This window comes from Xenorhabdus entomophaga (assembly GCF_037996725.1).
GTDB lineage: Bacteria > Pseudomonadota > Gammaproteobacteria > Enterobacterales > Enterobacteriaceae > Xenorhabdus > Xenorhabdus khoisanae.
Map to the genome: position 1 here is coordinate 34,190 of NZ_JBBMXH010000013.1, position 24,606 is coordinate 58,795.

Annotated in this window: 16 protein-coding genes, 3 tRNA genes and 1 pseudogene; 7 read left to right on the plus strand and 13 right to left on the minus strand. The window is 43.3% G+C overall.

Features of this window, described 5'->3' with window-relative positions:
- Positions 1–690: 690 nt before the first annotated feature.
- Positions 691–1,869: an MFS transporter gene (locus AAC854_RS04430; protein ID WP_340616047.1), complete on the minus strand. Its 1,179-nt coding sequence runs from the start codon at positions 1,867–1,869 to the stop codon at positions 691–693.
- A 166-nt stretch (positions 1,870–2,035) separates the two neighbouring features.
- On the opposite strand from AAC854_RS04430, the gene AAC854_RS04435 reads away from it, so the two are divergent.
- Positions 2,036–2,911, plus strand: coding sequence for a LysR family transcriptional regulator (locus tag AAC854_RS04435; RefSeq protein ID WP_340616048.1), 876 nt, complete (start codon positions 2,036–2,038; stop codon positions 2,909–2,911).
- 31 nt (positions 2,912–2,942) lie between these two features.
- On the opposite strand, the pseudogene AAC854_RS04440 reads toward AAC854_RS04435, so the two are convergent.
- Positions 2,943–3,223 (minus strand): annotated as a pseudogene (locus tag AAC854_RS04440) (IS1 family transposase); the annotation flags it as partial.
- A gap of 168 nt (positions 3,224–3,391) precedes the next feature.
- Positions 3,392–3,467, minus strand: a tRNA-Gly gene (locus AAC854_RS04445).
- A gap of 368 nt (positions 3,468–3,835) precedes the next feature.
- Here AAC854_RS04445 and AAC854_RS04450 point away from each other — a divergent pair.
- Complete coding sequence (locus tag AAC854_RS04450; protein ID WP_340616049.1) at positions 3,836–7,222, plus strand: indolepyruvate ferredoxin oxidoreductase family protein; 3,387 nt, start codon at positions 3,836–3,838, stop codon at positions 7,220–7,222.
- Between the two features lie 160 nt (positions 7,223–7,382).
- Here the strand turns inward: AAC854_RS04450 and AAC854_RS04455 are convergent.
- The 3 genes from AAC854_RS04455 to orn all read right to left on the minus strand — a co-directional run bounded on the left by AAC854_RS04455 (position 7,383) and on the right by orn (position 8,345).
- A tRNA-Gly gene (locus AAC854_RS04455) sits at positions 7,383–7,458 on the minus strand.
- Positions 7,459–7,510: 52 nt separating this feature from the next.
- A tRNA-Gly gene (locus tag AAC854_RS04460) sits at positions 7,511–7,586 on the minus strand.
- A gap of 213 nt (positions 7,587–7,799) precedes the next feature.
- A complete protein-coding gene (orn, locus tag AAC854_RS04465) occupies positions 7,800–8,345 on the minus strand; it encodes an oligoribonuclease (protein WP_340616050.1) in 546 nt (181 codons plus the stop codon).
- 110 nt (positions 8,346–8,455) lie between these two features.
- Between orn and rsgA the strand changes: the two genes are divergently transcribed.
- The 4 genes from rsgA to AAC854_RS04485 all read left to right on the plus strand — a co-directional run bounded on the left by rsgA (position 8,456) and on the right by AAC854_RS04485 (position 15,066).
- Entirely contained in the window at positions 8,456–9,514 is a 1,059-nt protein-coding gene (rsgA, locus tag AAC854_RS04470) for a small ribosomal subunit biogenesis GTPase RsgA (protein ID WP_340616051.1), read from the plus strand.
- 94 nt (positions 9,515–9,608) lie between these two features.
- Positions 9,609–10,544 (plus strand): archaetidylserine decarboxylase, encoded by a 936-nt coding sequence (gene asd, locus AAC854_RS04475; protein ID WP_340616052.1) that lies wholly within the window; start codon positions 9,609–9,611, stop codon positions 10,542–10,544.
- Between the two features lie 25 nt (positions 10,545–10,569).
- Positions 10,570–13,914 (plus strand): miniconductance mechanosensitive channel MscM, encoded by a 3,345-nt coding sequence (mscM, locus tag AAC854_RS04480; protein WP_340616053.1) that lies wholly within the window; start codon positions 10,570–10,572, stop codon positions 13,912–13,914.
- 12 nt (positions 13,915–13,926) lie between these two features.
- Positions 13,927–15,066, plus strand: a complete 1,140-nt coding sequence (locus AAC854_RS04485) for an MFS transporter (RefSeq protein ID WP_340616054.1) — start codon at positions 13,927–13,929, stop codon at positions 15,064–15,066.
- 203 nt (positions 15,067–15,269) lie between these two features.
- On the opposite strand, the gene AAC854_RS04490 is transcribed toward AAC854_RS04485, so the two are convergent.
- From AAC854_RS04490 to pldA, 7 genes are all read right to left on the minus strand, one after another.
- Positions 15,270–15,623: a DUF805 domain-containing protein gene (locus tag AAC854_RS04490; RefSeq protein WP_340616055.1), complete on the minus strand. Its 354-nt coding sequence runs from the start codon at positions 15,621–15,623 to the stop codon at positions 15,270–15,272.
- A 376-nt stretch (positions 15,624–15,999) separates the two neighbouring features.
- Complete coding sequence (locus tag AAC854_RS04495; RefSeq protein WP_340616056.1) at positions 16,000–17,010, minus strand: LacI family DNA-binding transcriptional regulator; 1,011 nt, start codon at positions 17,008–17,010, stop codon at positions 16,000–16,002.
- 31 nt (positions 17,011–17,041) lie between these two features.
- A complete protein-coding gene (locus AAC854_RS04500; RefSeq protein WP_340616057.1) occupies positions 17,042–18,439 on the minus strand; it encodes an MFS transporter in 1,398 nt (465 codons plus the stop codon).
- Positions 18,440–18,977: 538 nt separating this feature from the next.
- Positions 18,978–19,778, minus strand: a complete 801-nt coding sequence (gene yigL / locus AAC854_RS04505) for a sugar/pyridoxal phosphate phosphatase YigL (RefSeq protein ID WP_340616058.1) — start codon at positions 19,776–19,778, stop codon at positions 18,978–18,980.
- 21 nt (positions 19,779–19,799) lie between these two features.
- On the minus strand, positions 19,800–20,798 hold the full coding sequence (gene pldB / locus AAC854_RS04510; protein WP_340616059.1) for a lysophospholipase L2: 999 nt from the start codon (positions 20,796–20,798) through the stop codon (positions 19,800–19,802).
- A 28-nt stretch (positions 20,799–20,826) separates the two neighbouring features.
- Positions 20,827–22,653, minus strand: coding sequence for an ATP-dependent DNA helicase RecQ (gene recQ, locus AAC854_RS04515; RefSeq protein ID WP_340616060.1), 1,827 nt, complete (start codon positions 22,651–22,653; stop codon positions 20,827–20,829).
- Between the two features lie 115 nt (positions 22,654–22,768).
- Entirely contained in the window at positions 22,769–23,629 is an 861-nt protein-coding gene (gene pldA, locus AAC854_RS04520) for a phospholipase A (RefSeq protein WP_340616061.1), read from the minus strand.
- Positions 23,630–23,850: 221 nt separating this feature from the next.
- Between pldA and AAC854_RS04525 the strand changes: the two genes are divergently transcribed.
- On the plus strand, positions 23,851–24,354 hold the full coding sequence (locus AAC854_RS04525) for a thioesterase family protein (protein WP_340616062.1): 504 nt from the start codon (positions 23,851–23,853) through the stop codon (positions 24,352–24,354).
- The last annotated feature ends 252 nt before the right edge of the window (positions 24,355–24,606 follow it).

Here is a 24,606-nt window from a genome sequence, read left to right on the forward strand (position 1 = left end):
TTTTAAAGATCAAGAAAAGAAGTCTTTTAATCAGCACCAGCGATTAATATATGAAGATAATTGCCCCTATTTAGGACAAACATAACGACAATACAGATGTTAAATATCGCAAAGGGCGAGAATCTATGAATGTCACTAATACCTACTGTAATTATTCTATAGACGCAGGCTCTCGATGATGATCATGGGGGAGATTACCTTTCCAGTGCTAACAAAAAATTTTACTTTTCAATACACTGAAATATATTCCAGTGAAGTAGCAAGAAAAGCGATATCAAATTCCAGTGCTGTCGTGATAATGAATAATAGATAGATTAACCTAATCAACAGAAGTTATATTTTGGCACTGAGCTTATTAACGATATTCAATTGATTTTAGACACAGCCAATAATGTTATCCCCATCAAGGTATAAGTCAGGATACTGAAAGCACCACTATAAATAGTCATCTCGCTTCGCCACAAGCCCACATGGTAGTGAAAATAATCAGACTGTTAACCGAGTGGCTGTTGCCCGCACTGCCTGTTCATCTGCTAAGAATGAAAAGCCACTATGTTCCCAATCGGATATCGGTATTAATGGATTGGATAGTGTCGTGTTGGCAAAAAGCAGACCGTTTACTCTCTTTGAATTAATTATTGTTGTCATTTTTATAGAGAGCAAAAGCTATTAACCAATCCTATTCTAGAACTATCTGTAGATCAGAAGTTGTCGACCATTGCTAATAAACATAATAAGTACCATTATCAAAGTGGCAACAGAGATAGCAGCAGCCACCAAGGAGATTGTATTCAATGGGAATCCTGCATCAATAACCTTCCCACCAATCCACGCCCCAATAGCATTACCAAGATTAAATGCACCGATATTCAAAGTTGAGGCATAATTTGCAGATTCCCCTGCAACTCTAATTATCAAAACTTGCAAGAGCATTCCTACTGTGAAAGATAAACATCCCCAAATAGCCATATTGATTACAGCTGGATACCTTACATAGCTTGTCCAATAGAAGGCAACAAGCGTTACAATTAAAATACACAATGCTAAAACCAAAGATTTGGTGAGATTCCAATCTGCAAGACGTCCCCCAAGTAGCCCGCCGATGGTAATTCCAATACCACAGATCATCAAAGCAAGACTGGCAAATTTTGGTTCTACATGAGTAACATCCTGAAGGATAGGAACAATATAAGTGAAGAAGGTAAACATACTTGCTGATGCCATCACGCTGGTTATTAATCCGAGCCAAACGAGAGGTCTCTTTAATCCAATCATACTATTTTCACGCTTGCTAGACTTCGTGATTTTTTTGGATGGCACAAGAATAAATATCATGAATAAAGACAGTAGGCCCAAGATAACAACACCTACAAATGTCGTTCTCCAACCAAGCTCTAGACCAATATAAGAACCGGCTGGTACACCCAGGACGTTAGCCAAGGTCATTCCAGTGAACATAAGAGTCATAGCCCTCCCTTCCTTACCGGGTGGTGCAATGCGCGATGCCAAAACTGCAGCTATCCCAATAAAAGAGGCATGACTAAACGCTGTAAAAACTCTAGCAATCAATAATACTTCAAAACCAGATGCTAACTCGCAGGCTAAGTTGCCAACGATAAAAATAACCATAAGCAGTAGAAGTGCCGTTTTTTCTTCTACCTTACGCAAGGCAAACGCAAACAAAGGACCACCGATTACAACACCAATTGCATAACCTGAAACCAGATATCCGGCAGTAGGTATAGAAATACTCAAATCCACCGAAATTTGGGATAATAAGCCCATAATAATAAATTCTGCTGTACCAATCGCAAAAGCGGAGATTGCCAACGCAAAAAGTGGCCAACTCATGACTTTATTACTATTCATAAAAAACTCCAATTAACGACAAAGGTTACATCAAAAAAACAACTTATGCCGACTAAAAAACATAATAGTTTTATGGAATCACATAATCTTATCTTACTGGCATTTGTGGAAAAAGTAGGGTATATCTCCGGTCTATGGAGACATAATTGTCCGCAATGGAGAAAAAATGATTGAATCTCTTACCGCAATTTCGGTGTTTGTCCAAGTCGCAGAACTCAAAAGTTTTGTCGGTGCAGGTCGGGTATTAGGTCTTACAGCATCTGCTGTTGGTAAGCGAATATCGCGATTTGAAAAGGAACTTGGAGTACAACTATTTAACCGAACAACTAGGAGTATTTCTCTTACTCATGAAGGGAATATATTGCTTGTAAAGAGCCGACGAATCCTAGACGAGATAGATGAACTCCAATATGAGCTATCCAACGCTGTTCAAAAACCTCAAGGACGCTTAAAGATAAGCCTCGCTCCAATCACAGATATTTTTTTAGATCACTTGTCTAAATTTAATGAACAATATCCAGACATTGAATTGGAACTGGATTACTCAGCCCGCAATGTTGATTTAACCCAAGAAGCATTCGATGCTGCTATACGTGTTGGGTATATTCCAGATAATAATCTAAGATCCCATCATTTAGGTAATTTCCGGCGTCTTATCGTTGCATCACCAATATATTTGGCGAAGAATGGAGAACCTCTAACTTCCTCTGATTTGATGAACCATAGATTACTACACTATCGTTCACCAAATACTGGGATTATTGAACAATGGCCAATTGACTCAACCAGAGAAACTAACCTTCCTAGATCAATTGTGTGCAATAATTTAAATGCTCGTATTGATTTTGCCCTAAAAGGGATAGGGATTGCATATTTGCCTGATATCACTATTCAACATTATTTAGATAAAAAACTGCTTGTTCCGATATTAAGCGATTACTCTACCGATACAATTCAGGTTCATGTTATTTGGTTACATTCAACTCAATATTCAATGAGGCAAAAGGTCTTAATAAACTTCCTCAAAAAGATAATAATTTGAATTAAAGAACCCTTGCCTAAAAATCCGGTTTGTTGAATCGAGATAATTTTTTCAGTAGTTTCTTGAGCGTTTTCTTGCTTCGCTTTCCAAAAGTATGAGCAATTGTACGCTTTAGGTAAGCTTCCCAAGCATACCATAACCAACGTTGCGGCTTTTTATTCCGGCCTGACAGGCACGATAGGAATACTCGAGTTGGAAAGTGCGATGACAAGACAAGCAACGATAACGTTGATGGCTTCCTTTACCCGTATCATGCTTTTTAACACCTTTTGCCCGATTGCAAAATCGACACTTAACTTCTACTGTGGCCATTAAGTTTTCCCATAAAAATAGGGATAATATCTGAATAATAACGTGTTGAATACATGACCATTCTTTTTGTAAGGGTAAAAAAGAAGTATAAAAAACAGACAAAAAAAGCAAATTACACTTTCAGACGTAAATATTCTTATGGAAATAAAATAACAGAATGGAGGAAATTGGAGCGGGAAACGAGACTCGAACTCGCGACCCCAACCTTGGCAAGGTTGTGCTCTACCAACTGAGCTATTCCCGCGTCGCTGACGGCTATCATTAGCCGGAGATACCTGAATACTGGTTAACGCTATGAATAGCAAGGCTATATCTTAACCTGCATATCAGGAATGCGCGCTATTATGAACATGTTCAGATAAGATGGCAAGCCCTTTACATTTATCCTCACACTAAACGCTCAAAAGATACCCTCTCTGTTCTGACACAAAAATGACATGCTATCTCCGTTACAATTATTTAGAATGGCTTAGCTCATAAAATTAACATTAAATAAACAAATAACCAACATCTAATAAGACTTATGCTTGTCGTAACCATTTGATAGAAATAGATTAGCATCAATTTTGGTCGTTACTTAGATGATTATTCTCTTCAGAGAGGGTCAAAGATATGGCTCGATATTATCAATCTAAATTTGTCACGGGCACTGAAGCGCTGGTTGACCTTCTACTCGCTCAAGCTAAATTAGATGAACTCCATAATCTTAATACAGCGGGATTCGTTTCGGGTTATCGCGGTTCACCTTTAGCCCGTTTAGATCAAACATTATGGCAACACAGCAAAGAACTTGTTCAAGCTAACATCCGGTTTCAGCCGGCAGTCAATGAGGATCTTGCGGCAGATGCACTGGTGGGTACACAGAAAGTGGAGTCTGACCCTGACAGGCAAGTTAATGGTGTCTTTGGGATGTGGTACGGCAAAGGGCCGGGAGTCGATCGTTCTGGTGATGCACTGAGACATGGCAATGCCTATGGCTCTTCACCACACGGTGGGGTGTTGGTTATCGTCGGGGATGACCATGGCTGTGTCTCTTCTTCCATGTCCCACCAATCTGATCTCGCGATGATGGCATGGAGCATGCCCATTCTGCATCCGGCATCGGTTGCTGATTACCTCGATGTTGGTCTATGGGGATGGGCAGCCTCACGCATAAGCGGCGCATGGTTTGGATTCAAGGCGATCAGTGAAGTTGTGGAAAGTGGTGCCGTCAGAGAAAGCAAACCCTTCCCCGAGTACAAAATCCCCCAAATTGATTCTGGCCCCGATGGGCTGCACTGGCGTTGGCCAGACCTCCCCGGCCCGCAGATTGAAAAGCGTTTAGCCTATAAACTAAAAGCCATTGAAGATTTTGCCAAACTGAACCCCATCGATTATCTCCTCACACCTTGCGAACAACCACGCGCCTTATTGGTCACAGTTGGCAAAGCCCATCAGGATGTCATGGAAGCTCTGCGTGTTGGGGGACTGACGCCTTCCGACTTGGCACAACAAGGAATCGCATTTCTTCATGTACGCTTGGTTTTTCCTTTATCACCGCTTCTCAGCGAACTAGCTGCACAAGTCACTGATATTTTTATCATTGAAGAGAAAGCAGCCATCGTTGAAATGCTGTTGGCACATCAATTAGTTAAGTTACGAAAAAATGTCAATCTGATCGGTAAACACAACCATCTCGGTCAAAAATTGTTGCCGACTGATATAGAATTACGCCCCTCACGGATCGTAACTCCGCTTTCCGGGTGGTTACAACAGTTCGGCCTCTTTCTCTCCGTACCGCCAGAATGGTCAACAGCGATTCTTCCGCATGATGCCACTTTGCCTAAACGAACCCCTTATTTTTGTGCAGGGTGTCCCCATAGCACTTCAACCCGCTTGCCGGACGGTAGCCAAGCTCAAATTGGCATAGGATGCCATGTCATGGCTGCATGGATGGATCGCAACTCCGGAAGCGGCCTCTTGCCAATGGGAGGAGAAGGTGTCGATTGGATAGGACATGCCCCTTTTGTCAATCGCTCTCACGTATTTCAGAATCTGGGAGATGGAACCTATTTTCATTCCGGTCACTTGGCTATCCGTCAGTCTGTTGCTGCGGGAAGTCACATTACTTATAAATTACTGTTTAATGATGCCGTCGCAATGACAGGCGGGCAGCCACTGGATGGAAGCATTACAATATTACAAATTGCCTCTTTGATGATTTCAGAAGGGGTAAAAGAAGTCGTTGTCGTGACAGACCGTCCTGATAAATATAAAGATAAAAACCGCCTTCCCGCCAGTGTGAAGCTCTATGGGCGGGACTATTTGGAAGATATTCAGAAACGACTTCGTGAGATTGTCGGCGTAACAGTCATCATCTACGATCAAGAGTGTGCTACAGAACTTCGCCGCAAAAGAAAGCGTGGGTTAGCCCCCAAAGTGACGCGACGTGCTGTCATTAACGAGCAAATTTGTGAAGGCTGTGGTGATTGTCAAATACAATCGAATTGTCTCGCGGTGATCCCGACAAAAACCCTTTTAGGCACTAAACGCACAATAGATCAACACGTTTGTAATTCGGACTTATCCTGTCTGAAAGGGTTTTGCCCCAGCTTTATCACCGTCGAAAATGCCAATCCATGTCCCGATCTCAACAAAATTCTTTCACAAGCCGATTTAGAAAAAATTATCCAGAAACTACCACTACCACTACCAACACCTGTCTTGGCGGAAACCCCTTATGAAATCCTATTGGTTGGGGTCGGCGGTACAGGCATCGTCACCGCAGGACACCTCCTTGCAAATGCCGCACAATTAGATGATTGTGCCGTCAGCTTGCTCAATTTTACCGGTTTTGCCCAAAAGGGAGGGGAAGCGATCACCCATGTTCGGTTATGCCATGACGCCAATAAACTGCATCAAGTCAGGGTTGATCGGGGAAGAGCCAATCTGGTTATCGCGGCTGACCTCGTTGCTGCGGTAGGACAAAATGCGCTGGAAGTGATGTCGAGGGGGTCAACGAAATGTATCCTGAACACTCATGAAACGCAGATTGGCGCAATGCTCCGAGCCCCGATGTTGGATCTGGATCAACCTAAAATGCTAGATATCCTTAACCAACATACTCACACATTACTCTCTATTGATGCAGAAATGATGGCTACTCATCTGGTAGGAGACAGGGATCAAACAAATATCATATTAATCGGTTATACCTGGCAACTCGGTAAACTCCCGATCACCTTATCTTCTATCAACAATACCATTCAAGAGCTGGAAAATTCAGCGGATAATGCGCGACGGGCTTTTCTGATAGGCCGTATCGCGGCTGTACAGCCAGAAATTTTACAGGAGCATTTAAATATGCATCCACAAAAAAGCATAAAAAGTCTGGACGACCTCGTGATGCACCGATATCAATTGCTGGTTGATTATCAGAATGAAAGATACGCGATGCATTACCTCAGCCGTGTTGCCCAGATTCAGATGGTAGCGCAACAGATTGATGCCGAAGAAATTACCCGAGCAGTTGCTGAAAACTTATTTAAATTGATGGCGTACAAAGATGAATATGAAGTTGCACGCCTTTTCGTCAAAACTGATTTTTTCGATAATCTCAAAACTCAATTCGATAATACAAATAAAATTCGCTTTCACCTCAGCCTTCCCCTTCTCAATCGTAAAGATCCCCGCACAGGTCAACGAGGAAAACGGGAATACGGTTCATGGATTATTCCTATTCTCCACTTTCTTGCTGCGTGTAAATCACTGCGTGGTACTATTTTCGATATTTTTGGCTATCAGGAAGAGCGTAAGCAGGAAAGAAATTTGCTGCTTGAGTATGAGCGATTAATTGATATTTTGATCGAAAAAATAGATCACAATAATTTGGCAACCTGTCAGCAACTTGCAGAATTACCCAATCAGGTGCGTGGTTTTGGACATGTGAAGCAAAAAGCGATGAAATATATGATGGAATGTAAGGAAACATTGCTGAAAGAATTACAAAAAACGATGTGATAATACGTGTTGGACATCATTGTAACTGACTAAACCGCAGCACCATTGAATGTTCACGTGGCCGTTGGCCTTGGTTAGATATTTTGAAAACAAAAAAAGCGCCTTTCGGCGCTTTTTTCTATGACTTGCAGACTTTGATAAAAATCTACCGTCCTGAATTTGGAGCGGGAAACGAGACTCGAACTCGCGACCCCAACCTTGGCAAGGTTGTGCTCTACCAACTGAGCTATTCCCGCATTTTTATGGCTTATATCGGCCTAATTTTTCACACCTGCATAACTTTTAATTTGGAGCGGGAAACGAGACTCGAACTCGCGACCCCGACCTTGGCAAGGTCGTGCTCTACCAACTGAGCTATTCCCGCTTAAATCTTGGTGTGACGTACTGTTGAAATTATTCATCGGTACGGGGAGCGCATTATACGAGGAATTATTCTTCTGGCAAGCCCCAAAACACAAAAAATCGCGTTTTTTCTCTGATTGATGATTAAATCGGCAAATCATCCGCTTAATCATCAATGCAGCGATTAATTTACGTACAAGCCTTTTACCAATGCCTGATTTTTTTCTGGATAACGTTATTTCTGGATAAAGTGCTCACGGTAATACACCAATTCAGCAATGGATTCCCGAATATCATCCAACGCCTGATGGGTATTTTTCTTACTGAACCCTGACAACATCTCAGGTTTCCAACGACGGGCCAATTCTTTCAGCGTACTGACATCCAAGTAACGGTAGTGAAAATATTTCTCCAACTCTGGCATATAACGGAACAGGAAACGGCGATCCTGCCCCACACTATTGCCACAAATTGGCGATTTTCCTGCCGGAACCCACTGTTCCAGAAAGTCGATAGTCGCTTTCTCTGCCTGAGCATCAGCAAACTGGCTCTGTTTCACTCGCTCGACCAACCCACTGGCAGTATGCGTCCGCACATTCCAGTCATCCATCAATGCCAATTGCTCATCTGACTGGTGCACCGCAATCACAGGGCCTTCTGCAAGGATATTTAACTCCGCATCTGTGACAATAGTTGCGATTTCGATTATGCGATCCCGCTCGGGATCTAATCCCGTCATCTCTAAATCTATCCAGATAAGATTGTTCTCACTTTTTGACATGATATATCCTAGTTTCCTTCAAAAGAGGTAGTCTGTATCGGTGATGTATCATAACGTTTTTGATCATTCACAGCGATAATCAGCAAGATAGATAAAATAAGTGAGGTTCAGTGGCTAAAAGTAAACTCTCCAAAGGGCAGCAACGCCGTGTGCAAGCCAATCATCAGCGCAGGCTGAACAAGGCTAATGCCAACAAACCAGAAATGGATGATAGCCAGTTTGGTGACCCACAGGAAGGGCTGGTAATCAGCCGGTTCGGACAACATGCCGATATTGAGGCCGCAGATTCTTCCATACAGCGTTGCAATATTCGCAGAACAATCGGCTCATTAGTGACTGGCGACCGCGTTGTATGGCGTCCTGCGTTGCAGCTCCAATCTGATGTCAAAGTGAATGGGATCGTAGAAGCGGTTCATGAGCGTACTTCTGTGCTTACACGCCCCGACTACTACGATGGCATCAAGCCTATCGCGTCAAATATCAACCAAATTGTGATTGTTTCCGCTATATTGCCGGAGCTTTCACTGAATATTATTGATCGCTATTTAGTCGCATGTGAAACACTCAACATCGAACCTTTGCTCGTACTCAATAAAGTCGATCTGTTGGACCCCGAAAGCCGGGCATGGGTTAACGATACCATGAACATTTACCGCAATATCGGCTATCGCGTACTGGAAGTTTCCAGCCATACCGATGAAGGGATCGCTGAACTTACCTCCCTGTTGGCTGATAAAATCAGTATCTTTGCTGGGCAGTCTGGCGTTGGAAAATCCAGCTTGCTCAATACCCTGCTGCCTGATACTGAAAAAGACATTCTGGTTAATGAAGTTTCTGATAATTCCGGCCTGGGTCAGCACACCACCACGACAGCACGCCTCTATCATTTCCCGTTGGGGGGCGATGTGATCGACTCTCCGGGTGTTCGTGAGTTCGGATTATGGCACCTGACACCAGAGCAGGTGACACAAGGCTTTATTGAGTTCCGGGAATACCTTGGCGGATGCAAATTCCGGGACTGCAAACATCACGATGATCCGGGATGTGCCTTAAGGGAAGCGTTAGAACAAGGCATTATTGCAGAAGAGCGTTTCGAAAATTATCACCGGATTCTGGAAAGCATGGCACAAGTTAAACCACGCCGAAATTTCACAGGCGGTCAAAAATAAGACAATAATTAACGATACCCTGACATTCAAAATAATGGCAGGTACAATAGAAAACTTTTGTCCAATTTGCCAGAAAAAAATCCAAGAGGTTGACGTGCTGGATAATCTTAAAATCAGGTTACAATATTTAATGCCAAAACAATGTATTACAAATTTGGCAGGCTGGTTTGCCAATAAAAAGGCTGGCTGGCTGACACAACTTGTAATCAAAGCTTTCGCCAAAACTTATAAAGTGGACATGAATGAAGCCAAAGACCCTTCATTCACTGCTTACTCAACATTCAATGAGTTTTTTGTCCGTCCATTGAAGGAAGACATTCGCCCTATCGTCAGTGAAGCCAATCAATTGGCTCTGCCGGCAGACGGAACCGTCAGCCAGCTTGGAGCGATCCGCGAAGAGCAAATTATTCAGGCCAAAGGCCACTACTACACTGTTGAAGCTCTTCTGGCAGGGCAATATCAACTCGCCGGGCAATTCCGCAACGGTCAGTTTATTACCACTTACTTATCGCCAAAAGATTATCATCGTGTCCATATGCCATGCGACGGTGTACTAAAAGAAATGATCTATGTTCCCGGCGATCTGTTTTCAGTCAATCCATTGACGGCAGCCAATGTACCAAATTTGTTTGCGCGTAATGAACGTGTCATCTGTGTGTTTGAAACAGCATTCGGGCCAATGGTACAAATTCTGGTGGGTGCAACGATTGTTGGCAGTATTGAAACCGTTTGGAGCGGTTGTGTCACACCACCGCGTGAAGGCATCATCAAACGCTGGGCATATCCGGCAGAAGGTGAAGAAGGTGTGGTTTCTCTCAAAAAAGGAGAGGAAATGGGGCGCTTCAAACTTGGTTCAACTGTAATCAACCTGTTTGCTTCCAATCAGGTTAATTTTGCCAATAATTTATACAGCGGTTCACAAACCCTCATGGGTGGTTTGCTGGCTCAGGCTATCACGGCAGAAGAACCGACAGAGAATACCGATGAAGCAGCAAATGATGAACCAATGAGTAAAGACATCGTCATCTAATTTTAGAACCAAGGAGCCCCTTATTGTGCGCCTGATTATCAGTTTACTTCTCAGCCTGTTGATTGCAAATCCGGCTTTTGCCGCTATCACACAGTTGGATGAAACCCAGCTGAAACAGGAGCTAAAGCAGGTTGAAGGCAGTAAGAATCCACAAGGTTCTGAAATCGCGCAAGCACTTCAAGGGGCTATAAATTGGGTTAACGATACAAAATCCGCCGATGAGCGCACTCAAAAGTATCAACAGTCGATTGATGATTTTCCATCTATCATCAGAGAATTACGCCAGAAAATTCTTGCCGAAAGTAATACTGTCCCCCCCATTCCTGCTAATCAGTCTATCAGTAACTTAGAACAACAAATTATTCAGGTTAGTAGCGAATTACTGGAACAGGGACGCCAATTACAGCAAGAACAGGATAAGATCCGGGAAATCAGCGACTCTATGAACCTGTTGCCTCAGCAACAGGTTGAGGCGAAACGTCTGCTGACAGAAGCGACTTCCCGTCTCCAGTCTTTGGGTTCACCGGCCTCCCCCCTCTCTGAAGCACAATTGACTTTGGCCCAAACAGAAGTCAACGCCCGTAAAGCCGTGACCAACGAACTGGAAATGGCACAACTTTCTGCGAATAACCGGCAAGAAATTGCCCGCATACGGGCCGATTTATTTAAAAAACGCTATCAGAGGCTGGATCTTAAACTCCAACAATTGCGCAGTCAGCTAAACAGCCAACGCCAACAAAAAGCGGAATCCGCACTTGAACATACCGAAATGCTGGCAGAGCAGAGTGGAGGGAAACTGCCACAATTTTTGCTGGATGAGCTTCAGCAAAACCGCCAATTATCACAAATGCTCAGCCACCAGACTCAGAGCATGGATGTTATTGGTTCACAACAGCGCAAGGCTGCCAGCGATATTTTGCTGGTACGCCAGACACTTAATACTATTCGTGAACAGGCACAATGGCTAAGCGACTCCACTGCACTTGGGGAAGCCTTAAGAGCTCAGGTCACTCGTATCCCTGATATGCCAAAATCCCAGCAACTCGACAGAAGTATTGCCGAATTGCGGGTTGAACGGCTGAAATACGAGGATATGCTGGAACATTCACAGAACGACTCTGACCAGACATCATCTTCATATGACTCCCTGACTCCGGCACAGAAACAAGTTTATGAATCCCTGACCCGGACTCGGAAAGAGCTGTTAAATTCTCTGCTTTCAGGGTATGACAGCGAAATTCTGGAATTAACAAAGCTCAAAGTAGCCACCAACCAATTAAATGATGCGGTGAAAGAAGTTCGGGACGCCACTCATCGCTATCTGTTCTGGGTCGCAGATGTTAACTCCATATCGCTGGATTATCCGCTACAGGTAGTGCAGGCTCTGACGCGCCTTCTGTCTCTGGATACATTTTCGCAGTTAGGTGCTGCAATCCATAATATGCTGACCACACAGGATACTCTGCTCTATCTGCTGGGTACTTTGCTACTAGTGATTTTCAGTATCAGCTCGCACCGCCAATATCATGCTTTTCTTGAGCGTTCCAGCAATCGCATCGGCAAAGTGACACAAGATCATTTCTCTCTTACTTTGCGTACTGTTTTCTGGTCTATCATCGCGGCATTACCGCTGCCAATGCTCTGGTCAGCCATTGGTTATGGCCTGCAAAATGCGTGGCAGTATCCGATGGCTAACGCAATTGGTGATGGTGTACGTGCAACAACGCCGGTTCTATGGATCTTTATGCTCAGTGCCGCGTTTGCTCATCCTAATGGCTTATTTATCGCGCATTTTCGCTGGCCCGAAGAGCGCATAAAACGGGCAATGCGGTTCTATCGCCTGTCCATTTTCCTGATCGTGCCTCTCATGATGGCATTAATCACCTTTAACAATTACAGCGACCGGGAATTTACCCCTACCCTCGGCAGGCTCTGTTTTGTGATGCTCTGTATTTCCTTAAGTTTGGTGACTAACAGCCTAAAACGCGCCGGTATCCCGCTTTACATGGACAAATATGGGTCAGGTGAAAATATCGTTAGCTCTGTCCTATGGTGGATACTGTTTTCTGCCCCGATCTTGGCAGCATTTGCTTCGATTCTCGGCTACCTGCAAACATCACAGGCTTTGCTGGGGCGTCTGGAAACCTCCGTTGCTATCTGGTTTTTCTTGCTGGTCATTTACCACATTATTCGTCGATGGATGCTGATCCAACGGCGCAAAATTGCTTTTGAACGTGCCAAACAGCGCCGTGCAGAAATACTGGCTCAACGCGCCAAAAGTGAAGAGGATTCAAGCAATATTAACAGTAGCGTAGAAGGCTCGATCGAAGTTGAAGAACCTGTTATTGATTTGGATGCCATCAGCGCCCAGTCATTAGGGTTAGTACGCTCGATCCTGACAATGCTTGCTCTCGTTTCACTCATTCTATTGTGGTCTGAATTACATTCTGCGTTTTCTTTCCTTGAAAATATCAGGCTCTGGAGCGTTAGTACGACCATAAACGGCGTCGATACTGTCCAGCCAATTACTCTCGGTGCAATACTCGTTGCGATATTAGTTATCATCATTACTACGCAACTGGTCCGTAATTTGCCGGCATTGCTGGAACTTGCCCTATTACAGCATTTGGATCTATCACCAGGTACAGGTTATGCCATCACAACGCTGACCAAATACAGTATTACCCTGATTGGTGGTCTGGTTGGTTTTTCTCTGGTGGGTATTGAGTGGTCAAAACTGCAATGGCTGATTGCCGCAATGGGGGTTGGGCTGGGTTTTGGCTTACAGGAAATTTTTACCAATATCATTTCCGGCCTGATTATCCTGTTTGAAAAGCCCATTCGAATTGGCGATACCGTAACGATCCGTGGCCTGACCGGCAGCATCACAAAAATCAATACACGTGCAACCACGCTATCTGACTGGGACAGGAAAGAAATTATCGTTCCCAACAAGGCCTTTATTACTGAGCAATTTATCAACTGGTCATTGTCTGACACAATCACCCGTATTGTTCTGACGATCCCTGTACCCGCTGAGACTGAATCTGCCTATGCGACGGAGATATTAATGAGTGCCACCAGAAGCTCGCCATTAATTCTCGACAACCCGATGCCGGAAGTCTATTTAGTGGATTTACAGCAAGGTATTCAGATTTATGAGTTGCGTGCTTATGCCGCAGAAATGGGGCACCGTATGCCTGCCCGCCATGAAGTAAACCAACACATTTTGCAGGAATTCCGCAAGCACGACATTACCTTGCCATTCCCGCCTTTTCAGGCTCATGTTGATGTTTTTAGTCAGGAAATGCGTAGTTATACCGTCAATACTTCGGGGCGGAATCCACCCCGTAAACCGGGATCACTATAATAGTGCCGGGACATGATAAAACACATTCCTTTTCAAATTAGTGGGTTACTGACATTAAATGGCGTTTCTATCTTAGGGAACGCCATTACTGAAATTGCGACTCCGTGGCTGATTCTGGAAATATCAGGTAGCCCGCTTTTGGTTGCTACAGTGATGTCCGCAAAAATCCTGCCATTGATCTTTTCCATTTTCTTCAGCGCACAATTAGTGGATAAATACGGGGCGTTCCGCATCTCAGTGTCATCTGATTTGGTGAATTTCCTCAGTGTCCTGCTGATCCCTGTGTTTTATACAATGGATATACTGCACTTCTATCTGTTGGCTGTTTTGCTAATATTCTCCACCATTCTGGATTCTCCGGGGAGACTGGCAAAAGATGTGATGCTGGCAAAGGAGATCAGGCAAAATAAACGGGAACATGAGTTGATCAATGGGATCAACGGCACCATTGAGAATATTTGCGATTTGATCGGCCCTGTTATCGGATCATTCATTATCGCCCTGCTCGGTACGATCAATGCGTTATATTTCGATGCCATAAGTTTCCTGGCCGTCTCGCTGGGGCTGATTATTCTGAAAAAACACTTTGTCGCCGATATCAATGAGGTCACTAAAACGCCCCCGTTATCACGTCATTATTTCCTTGAAGCATTCAGGTATATAAAATCTGAAAAAAATATTTTTGCCGTCCTTATCATCAGTTCAGTCGTTAATTTTGTGCTCACACCGCTCCTGATCGTTTATCTACCGTATGTGAATAAACAGGAATTTAATTCTGTTTTAAGCCTCGGTGTCTCAATGACTTGCTTTGGCGCAGGCACAACGCTTTCTTCATTGCTGTATGGTGTTTACGGAAAACATTTTTCCAGCAACCGTATAATCCTTTCTGGATACAGCCTATTTGTGCTGTTTCTGATATCCCTGAACCTATTCAGCGGACAATATGTCCTGTTCATCCAGCTTTTCGCTATTGGCATGTGCATTGGGTTTTCTGCACCCGTTGAAGTCACTCTGATACAACGCCAAGTACCAGAAAAACTATTTGGCCGCATAATGACGCTGTTTTCCTCTACACGATTCCTTGCCGTACCTGTCGGGTATCTCTGTTTTGGTGCAGTGCTGGAAACCGACTTTGCCAGACAACACCATTGATGATGGCTGTCGTGGTATTGGGAGGATTAGCAATTTACGGGGTGATGCAAAAAAGGGAGAAAATAAGTAATCTATGATATTTAGAAAAACGGTATTATTTTCTTACAGCGATTTTTTATAAAAAAACGCTGTAAGAAAATTATGAACAGCGTTTTAAAAGTGATGGCAAACTGAACTTTTAATTTAGGTTATGCCTTAAATTATTAAGGCATTTTTTTCGGATCTGCTCCGTATTCGTTATCTCCCTGAGTACCTTCTAACAGGGTAAATACTAATAAGGCAATGTTAAATAATGGAACAAAAATCAATAAAAACCACCATCCAGAGCGGTTAGTATCATGAAGGCGACGTACCGTTACTGCGATGTTTGGAATTAAGGAGAAAAGCGTATAAGCACCAACCAAGACCACACCAATGGACTCATCAATTGCTGAACCCAATATACAGAGTGCCAGAAGTGCAATCATATTGAACAAATAAAACATCCAATATTCTTTACGTCGGGCTCGCCCTGAAAATATAGCATATTTTGTAAAGACACCAAGATACCAATTCATAATATCACTTAACTGAAATTAGATTTTATAAAGGAAAAACAGACAAACTATAAAGGATGATTAACTTTACACTTATTTACCTTTTAAAGTCTATATTTCATTATTCCCAGGGCAATACTGTATTATTTACATCATTATTAGATAATGAATTAAAAAACTCTTCCAAATGCTAAATTATAAAAAAATCCAATATAGATATCTCTGGCACATACCAAAGTCACACACAAAACTATCAGAAAAACAAAGCTAATAAATTTATTATTAACACTCGTTAGAGATTAATTTAATTTCAATGATGATAGTTAATCATGTTATATATATAAAATAACCAATATCAATACAAAAACACTTTATTTCACTACCCAAGAGGAAAAAATCAAAAAATACTGCGACAACCACAAGACTCACCAATCTGTAATTCAAATTCAAACTCGCGTTCCTGAGCTTTCCCATCCCAGGTTCTCAATATTTCAATGGCTGTTTGCGCCATTTTGTCAATTGGCTGACGCACTGCCGTCAAAGACGGTACATTAAACTGGGATTGTTGTGTGGCATTAAAACAAACCAATGCAATATCATCAGGTACAGCGATTCCATGCTCAGCCAACGCACGCAGGCATCCAAATGCCTGTAATTCATTGGTGGCAAACAGCGCACGAGGCCGCTTTCCTTTTAACATTTGTAAAGTGATTTCGTAGCCTCCCTGACGGGTATATTTCGTAGAAAAAATCCACTCATCACGTACCACCAAATTTGCCTGCATCAAAGCATCACGCCAACCAGACAGCCGATCTTGTGTATTCAACATATCAAGAGGACCACAAATAATAGCAATATCCCGATAACCATGCTGAGTGAGATGTTGGGTCACCTTAAATGCGGCGATCCGTTCATTGACACGAACCGTACTGACATTTGATCCCGCATTAACCCAATCCAACATCACGCAAGGTGTGCCACTGGCCTGAATCAAATCAATATATGGATGGCGATCAACACTCGTGTACAGCAGGCCATCAATTTGACGATTCAATAAGTTGTTGAGCAACTCTTTTTCACGGGTACGATTATCCCCGGAATCCCCTGGCAGCAAAACTTGCCCATGCCTGAATGCCTCCTGCTGCAAAGCATGAGCAACAGAAGAAAGAAAAGGATTGGCAATATTTGGCAAAATAAGCCCGTAAGCATGTGTCGTCCCAGAAACCAATGCCTTTGCAATACTATTAGGTCGATATCCCGTTTTCTGAATCGCTGCTAATACACGCTGACGAGTCGCTTCTGCAACAGGTCGGGGGCCACCATTGATAACATAACTGACAACCGCTACTGAGGTTCCAGCCTCTTTTGCAACATCACTACGCGTCACTCTTTTCAAGTGTGAACTCATGATATATGTCGCCCGCAGGTTAAGATCGATTCTAAATCGCGTCCTCAAGTAAATTGAGATCCCGACCACGTGTTTCTGGTGCAAAGAATGTCGTAATAAACCCAATACCTGCCATCAACGCAAAATAGCAGGCAATAGGCCACCAATGCCCTGTAAAAGATAATAATGCTGACGCAATTAATGGTGCAGAGCCTCCGGATAACATGGCTCCCAACTCTTTCGCAAAAGCCATCTTAGTATAACGATTCGCCACGCCAAAAAGTTCTACCCCCCATGCAGCCTGAGCACCAAAAATCCCCAAAGAAGCCAGCCCCATGCCTACAACAATCGTTGGGATGACAATCATAGGTTCGCGGCTTTCCAGCAAGATAAAAGCAGGAAATGCGTACAACATGAGCAACAGGCAAAACCAACGATAGGTAATACGGCGTCCAAAGCGATCGGACAGATAACCTGACAATGGTATGATCAAAAAACCCAACATGGATGCGATGGATACTGCAATTGTAGGAATAAATTTGTCCAGCATCAGTGCATTCGCGGTATAGCCGATAATGAACCCCTGAGCCAGATACGACGGGCCATTTTCACCAATTCGCAAGCCAACCATGATCCAAAAAGCCTTAGTACGTTGCCAGAAACTTCGATTTTCATAAGCGACTCGTTGCTTCTCACTTGCAGCCAATGATTGCAAACGTTGCTCTGCCAGCTCTGTCTTGTAGCGTTCAAAAACAGGTGTCTCATTCATATATCGGCGAATATAAAGTGCAACTATCGCAATTAAGGCACTGGACAGAAATGGAATACGCCATCCCCAATCGAGTAAATCTTCTTTATCCATTGTCAATACCAGCAACCAAACCAGCGATGCCAACAGAGTTCCACTATTTGAACCCAAGGCAATGACAGAAGAAACCAGCCCCCGTTTTGCTGGTGGTGCAAATTCCCCAAGTATAACCGTGCCGCCAGATAGTGCTGCACCTGCCCCTAATCCCTGTATGAATCGCAATATTACCAAACAGGCAGGAGCCCAAGCTCCGATATGAGCATAACTTGGAATAAATCCAATTAACGTGGTTGAGATCCCCATCAAGATAATCGTCATTATCATGACGATCTTTCGCCCTTTGCGATCACCTAACCATCCAAACAAAAGAGCACCAATAGGGCGAGCGATAAATCCAACTGAATAGGTTGCAAAACTGGCAAAGAGGGCGACGGTGGGTGTCATATCAGGGAAAAAAATATCCCCAAAAATAATACCCGCCGCTAATCCATATAGAGCAAAATCAGCATATTCCATTGTTGTTCCCAACCAACAGGAAAACACGGCACGCCGAAACCCATTGCGCCCTTCTTTTGTTGCCAGACACGCTTCAGAAGCATGCTGTATCTGAATGGGCGCTAATGCCGTATTTTCATACGGCATTGCAATATATTCCCTGAATGTTGGAGCAGTAAAATTTTAATTCCAACGTGGTATATCTAAAAATATTATTGTTATTCATGAATAATTTTTATACATAAACTTATCTACTCGCGTAGAATATTCAAATAGAAGAAATCAATAATCTAATGCCAGTCACAAACATTAGGGAAAAATTAAGTTTTGTAATTAATAAATTTTAAAAGGAAGACACTAAAATTTGTTTCAAGACAATATAATCACAGAATTAATCCATTAAAACCGTCGATATCACATCCAAATTGAAAAGATAAATCCATTTAAAAAACAATACATTAACAAAAAATCATCACGCCACAACAAAACCAATTAAAATTAGAACAATAAAAATAATTTCATTTTATAAATAATTACTTTCTATTTATTTAGAATTGAAAATAAAAATCACACTCAGGAAAAAGTTAAAAATAAATAATGCTATTAATTATCATGCTTAATATTAAAAGCAAAAAACAACCTCCAATAGGAGGCTGTTTTCTCTCAATAATTCAGATTATTAGCATCAAACCTGATACATTTTCCGCAAATAACAAGAAACTGCGTCATCAGAATTGGAACCTATAACTTCCATCTCCGGTAGAATGTCTTTCAAACGCTGGTGTGCCCCCTGCATAATGCAGCCCTTTCCTGCCACACTCAACATTTCACGGTCATTCATACCATCACCAAAAGCAATGCAGTCACTCAACTGATACCCGATGGATTGACAAACCTGCTCCAACGCATGACCTTTGGAAACACCACCTGCCATCACTTCCAAACAATTTCTCAGTGAAAAACTAACATTGACTTTTTCTCCCCAACGCGCCTTGATCCTCTCTTCCAAATCCACCAGATAATCATGATCGTCACTGGTGTAGTAAACCTTGCACACACCATCCAGAGGAAAATTATCGGGCTGAAAAAGCTGGTAATGGAAAACTGACTCCTGAAAAAATTCCTCCTGTTCAGGAGCATCACGATTCATTAACCAATCATCATTATTGAAGTAGTTAGTCAGCACATTGGGATTATCGAATTCCAATAGGCATAAATCATGGGCAATTTCAGGATCTAAGTTGTGGCTGAATACCAATTCATCTTGCGTATTGTGAACTCTTGCGCCATTGGAAGTGATCATATAAGCATCAATGCCCAATCCATCACGAATCTGTCCCACATCTATATGATGACGCCCTGTCGCAAAAATAAAATGAATCCCTTGATTTGTCAGCAGGTTCAACGTTTCCTTGGTATATGGCGTTAATTTATGGGCGGGAGACAACAACGTGCCATCTAAATCTGAAGCAACAACTTGATACATAGTTATAGTTCCTAAACTAAATCAGTTCTGGTCAAAAAAATCACAAATTGCATTAAGGGCTTGCGCCCGCAATACATCTTTTTCGAACAGGATTTCGTGATGAGCTCCTTGGATAACCAGAGGCTTTTGTTCTTCTTTTCCTGTTCCCGCTTTTTGACGTGATTCGCAAAAAGCCAGTAGCTCCCGATTACTAACTACTTTATCTTCACTCGCCTGTAACACGATGAGTGGAGTCTGAATTTCACCCGCATTTTCAACCAGACTATCTCCCATTAGCATACTTTCACGCATCCAATGGTAAGTCGGCCCGCCAAGGCGTAATTCAGGATAATCAACATAATAGCGTAAATAACGCTGATAACGTGCATAACTGTGCGTTAATAGATTGATGAAATAAGGCAATGGTCTCCATTGCCCCGTCGATAATGCGTAAGCATTACGGATCCTGGCATTGGGTTCTGCCTGATTAACCAGAAAATTCGCCAACCAGCGGGGCATGGGTAAGTTGATACCAAACATTGGCGCACATAACGCCACCGCACGAAAAACAGGTTCTTGGTGACGTTGCAGGAAACGGCTCAAGATAGCCCCTCCCATTGAATGCGCCAACGCATAACAATGATGAGACGGACGGGACGTCACTTCCAGCTCGATGAATTTCGCAAGGTCATCTACATAATGTTCAAACGCTTCAACATGACCTTTTTGTTCATCATCCAACATTCGTCCTGAGCGCCCTTGCCCACGATGATCAATGATAAAAATATCGTAGCCTAGATGGTAAAAATCATAGGCCACTTCAGGGTATTTCACGTAACTTTCACTACGACCGGGCAGAATCACGAGTGTTTTGTCATGATGGGGGGAACAAAAGGAGACATAATGGATGGGAATATCATCAACTCCCATAAATTGCCGTTCTTCTCTTGTTCGCCAAAAATCCAGTAATAGTCCATTCGTAAAGGCAGAGAACTGAGGTTCGCGGTTTAACCAGCTTGCTTTCAATATCTCAGGTGCCATTTATCTTCCTCTGTTAAGTATCCTTCGGTTATTCAAATCCCTCAAAATGCTCGCGGATAAGCGTCATAAACGCATCGCCAAAACGCTCCAGTTTTCTCTGCCCAACCCCATTGATTAGCAAAAGCTCATCAGGTGTAATCGGGCACTGTTCTGCCATCTCAATTAACGTGACATCGTTGAAGACGACAAAAGGCGGAATGTTATTTTCATCAGCAATGGATTTACGCAGTTTGCGCAATTTCGCAAATAATTTACGATCATAATTGCCACTGTATGATTTGTTTTGCTGATTACGGCTTTTCAGGTTTTGGATACGCGGTACGGCAAGTTGTAAAGGCACTTCGCTCCGTAATACAGGCCGTGAAGCCTCTGTCAATTGCAATGCAGAATAATTGGCGATGTTTTGGCTAATCAGCCCCAAGTGAATAAGCTGACGCAAAACGCTCATCCAATGTTCCTGACTTTGCTCTTTACCGATGCCATACACAGGCAGTTTGTCATGCCCAAAATCTCTAATGCGTTGATTATTCGCACCGCGTAACACTTCTACAATATAGCCAATCCCAAAACGTTGTCCAACTCGATAGATGCAAGATAACGCTTTCTGCGCTTCCACCAGCCCGTCATAACGCTTGGGTGGATCAAGGCAAATATCACAGTTGCCACAGGCTGTCTGACGGCTTTCACCAAAGTAGTTCAGCAGAACCAGGCGTCGGCAAGTCTGAGCTTCCGCAAATGCCCCCATGGCATTGAGCTTATGTCGTTCAATATCTTGTTGTTCACCAGCTGGCTTTTCTTCCAAACAACGGCGCAACCACGCCATATCCGCAGGATCGTAAAACAACACAGCTTCAGCAGGTAAACCATCTCGCCCCGCACGACCCGTTTCCTGATAATACGACTCGATATTACGGGGAATATCAAAATGCACGACAAAGCGCACGTTGGGTTTGTTAATCCCCATACCAAATGCAACGGTTGCCACAACTATCTGCAAATCATCCCGCTGGAACGCATCCTGCACCCATGCACGTTGATTGTTTTCCAACCCTGCATGATAAGGTGCAACGCTTAATCCACGCTTTTGCAAACGCTCTGCCGTTTCTTCCACTTTAGTACGGCTATTGCAGTAAATAATCCCGCTTTTTCCCTGCTGACCACGTACAAATGACCAGAGTTGATCGAGCGGTTTATATTTTTCTACCAACGTATAGCGGATATTGGGACGGTCAAAACTACTGATATGAATAATCGGTTCGTGTAATTCCAATAAACGCACAATATCCTGACGGGTGGTTTTATCCGCCGTTGCCGTCAGTGCAATCACAGGAAGAGCAGGGAACCGATGGCGAAGCTGACCCAGCGCCCGATATTCCGGGCGAAAGTCATGTCCCCACTGGGAAATACAGTGTGCTTCGTCAACAGCCAATAAGACCGGCTGCCAGTCGTGGAGCTGATCGAGGAAGTTATCTGTCACCAGCCGCTCAGGGGCAATATAAAGTAGTTTAATGACCCCCTGACGGCAGCGTTGAATAATATCAAACTGCTGTTCACGGCTTTGCGTTGAATTCAGACATTCCGCTTCTACGCCATTTGCCCGCAATTGGTCAACTTGATCTTTCATCAACGAAATTAATGGCGACACGACCAGCGTCAGCCCATTTTTTACCAATGCTGGAATTTGGTAACACAACGATTTACCGCCTCCCGTTGGCATAATCACCAGACAGTCACGCCCATCAAGAACGGCGTCAATAACCTGTTGCTGTCCCGGGCGAAATTGCTGGTATCCGAATGTTTTTCGTAATGCTTGTTCAGCCAGCGATGCCGTGCTGATGAGTTCTGCGGTAGACACGCTTTTCCTCAATCGTAACTAAAAAAAGCCTAAAAACAGGCTGTAAAAAATACAGACGCGATCTAAGCGCCTGCAGATTACGCTATTTCACTGTCGCAGCAATGAGTCATAGTAATTACAGCATATCATTCAACATGACACCGATACCAAAACGGGTCTGCTTGAAATTATAATCAATCATTGATTCGCCATAACCGCAGAAGAGCTGGGTATAAAAACGAACATGCTTCGATATTGGATAACTCCAACCCAACTCTCCGCCACCATAACCGCTATTCCAGTTATAACGCCCTTTAGCGGTAAATACACTGTCTCCCCAGATATACCCTATCTTCAGGCGGTAATATCCCATGTAGCGGCTCATGTCTGGGTTATCATCATGGCGGGAGCGTTCTGGCAGACGATACCACGGTTTTAAATCCACCTGCCAATTACCGTTTTGCACCATAAAACGGGCATAGAGGCGGTTCCAGCTACGAGAAGTGGCTTCCGGACGTCCATTTGATTGATGGTTAAATCCCATCTCAACTTCCCGCAGATGCCAGCCAGCAAATTCATAATCAGTCAACCATGCCAGAAAAAGTTGTGGCTCATAATTCGTTTCACGGAATGGTGATGATTCTTTCTTATTACTGAGCTGCCACCATGAACGCTGGGTGTAGGAAGCACCAAGCAACGAGTCCTCACCTACGATGTCCCGCCACAGTGGGAAACCAAAACTTATTTGAAAATTGACTTCATCTTTGCGGGCGTGCTCCGCCCAATCGTAGCTATTAATTCCCGGCTTATTAATCCTGCCGCCATAAGTATAAACAATGTAATTCGTATCATAAGGGGAGAGTATTAAAGGAGATTCTTGCTTACCTAACATCGTCGAAAGCACACTCCCTCTCACTTCATCAACCTGCTTTTCTGCTGCGTGAGCCAATGGTGATAATAAGCAGGTAATAACCAGTATTTTCCATAACAAACGCATTTCTGGTTTTCCTATTGTAATAATTTCAACCTAAAAACTCTTGCTTATTCTACACGCGACATGGTTATTTTTTGTAGTCCGTTTTTTTTTAATGAATCGTTTTTCGAAGCGCTTCACAGACTGGTAAGATCGATAATAAAAGCATAAACTTAACAAGTTTTTAACTAAAAGAACCATTAAAATATCAGTGGATTGACTTCTTATTATCAGGAAACCCACCTATGGAAAATATACAGCGAGCAGACAGATCATTAACATCAGAAGAAACATTAACACCAGAAGAAGCCCGTAAATTTATCGGCGAATTGTTTGTTTATCACATGCCATTCAACCGACTTCTGGGACTTGAGCTGCTCCGCTTTGAGCAAGATTACGCAGAATTACAATTTTGCAATCAAGAAAAATTAGTCGGAAATATGGTTCAGAAAATTCTGCATGGTGGAGCCATCGCTTCCATACTGGATGTTGCCGGAGGGCTGGTTTGTGCAGGCAGTGCCCTAACTACATTAGATACGCTCACAATTGCAGAGATGCAAAAGCGTCTGCCGACTGTCGGCACGATTGATTTACGCGTGGATTACCTGCGCCCCGGACGTGGTGAAGTGTTTACCGCCAGTAGCAATATTATCCGCGCAGGCAATAAAGTTTCAGTCGCCAGAATAGAGCTGCATAATGAACAAAAAGTACATATTGCCAGTGCAACAGGGACTTATTTAGTTGGCTGATCCAAAATAAATAAAGGAATGTGCCAGCAAAGCATATTCCTTTTTTATGAATATTCACGACGGTCAGACAGGCTCATTTTCAACCCCGCCATCGATTTTTCGGACGTACTCGACCGTACCACAACACCCATCCGTAGTAGCTATTTCCCGATCACGACACAACCCAAAGCATCTATTAACAGATTGCCACTCTAGGTATATGATACCTCTACTTATAACAAGCTGCGCTGCATCAACCGTAATACAACACCT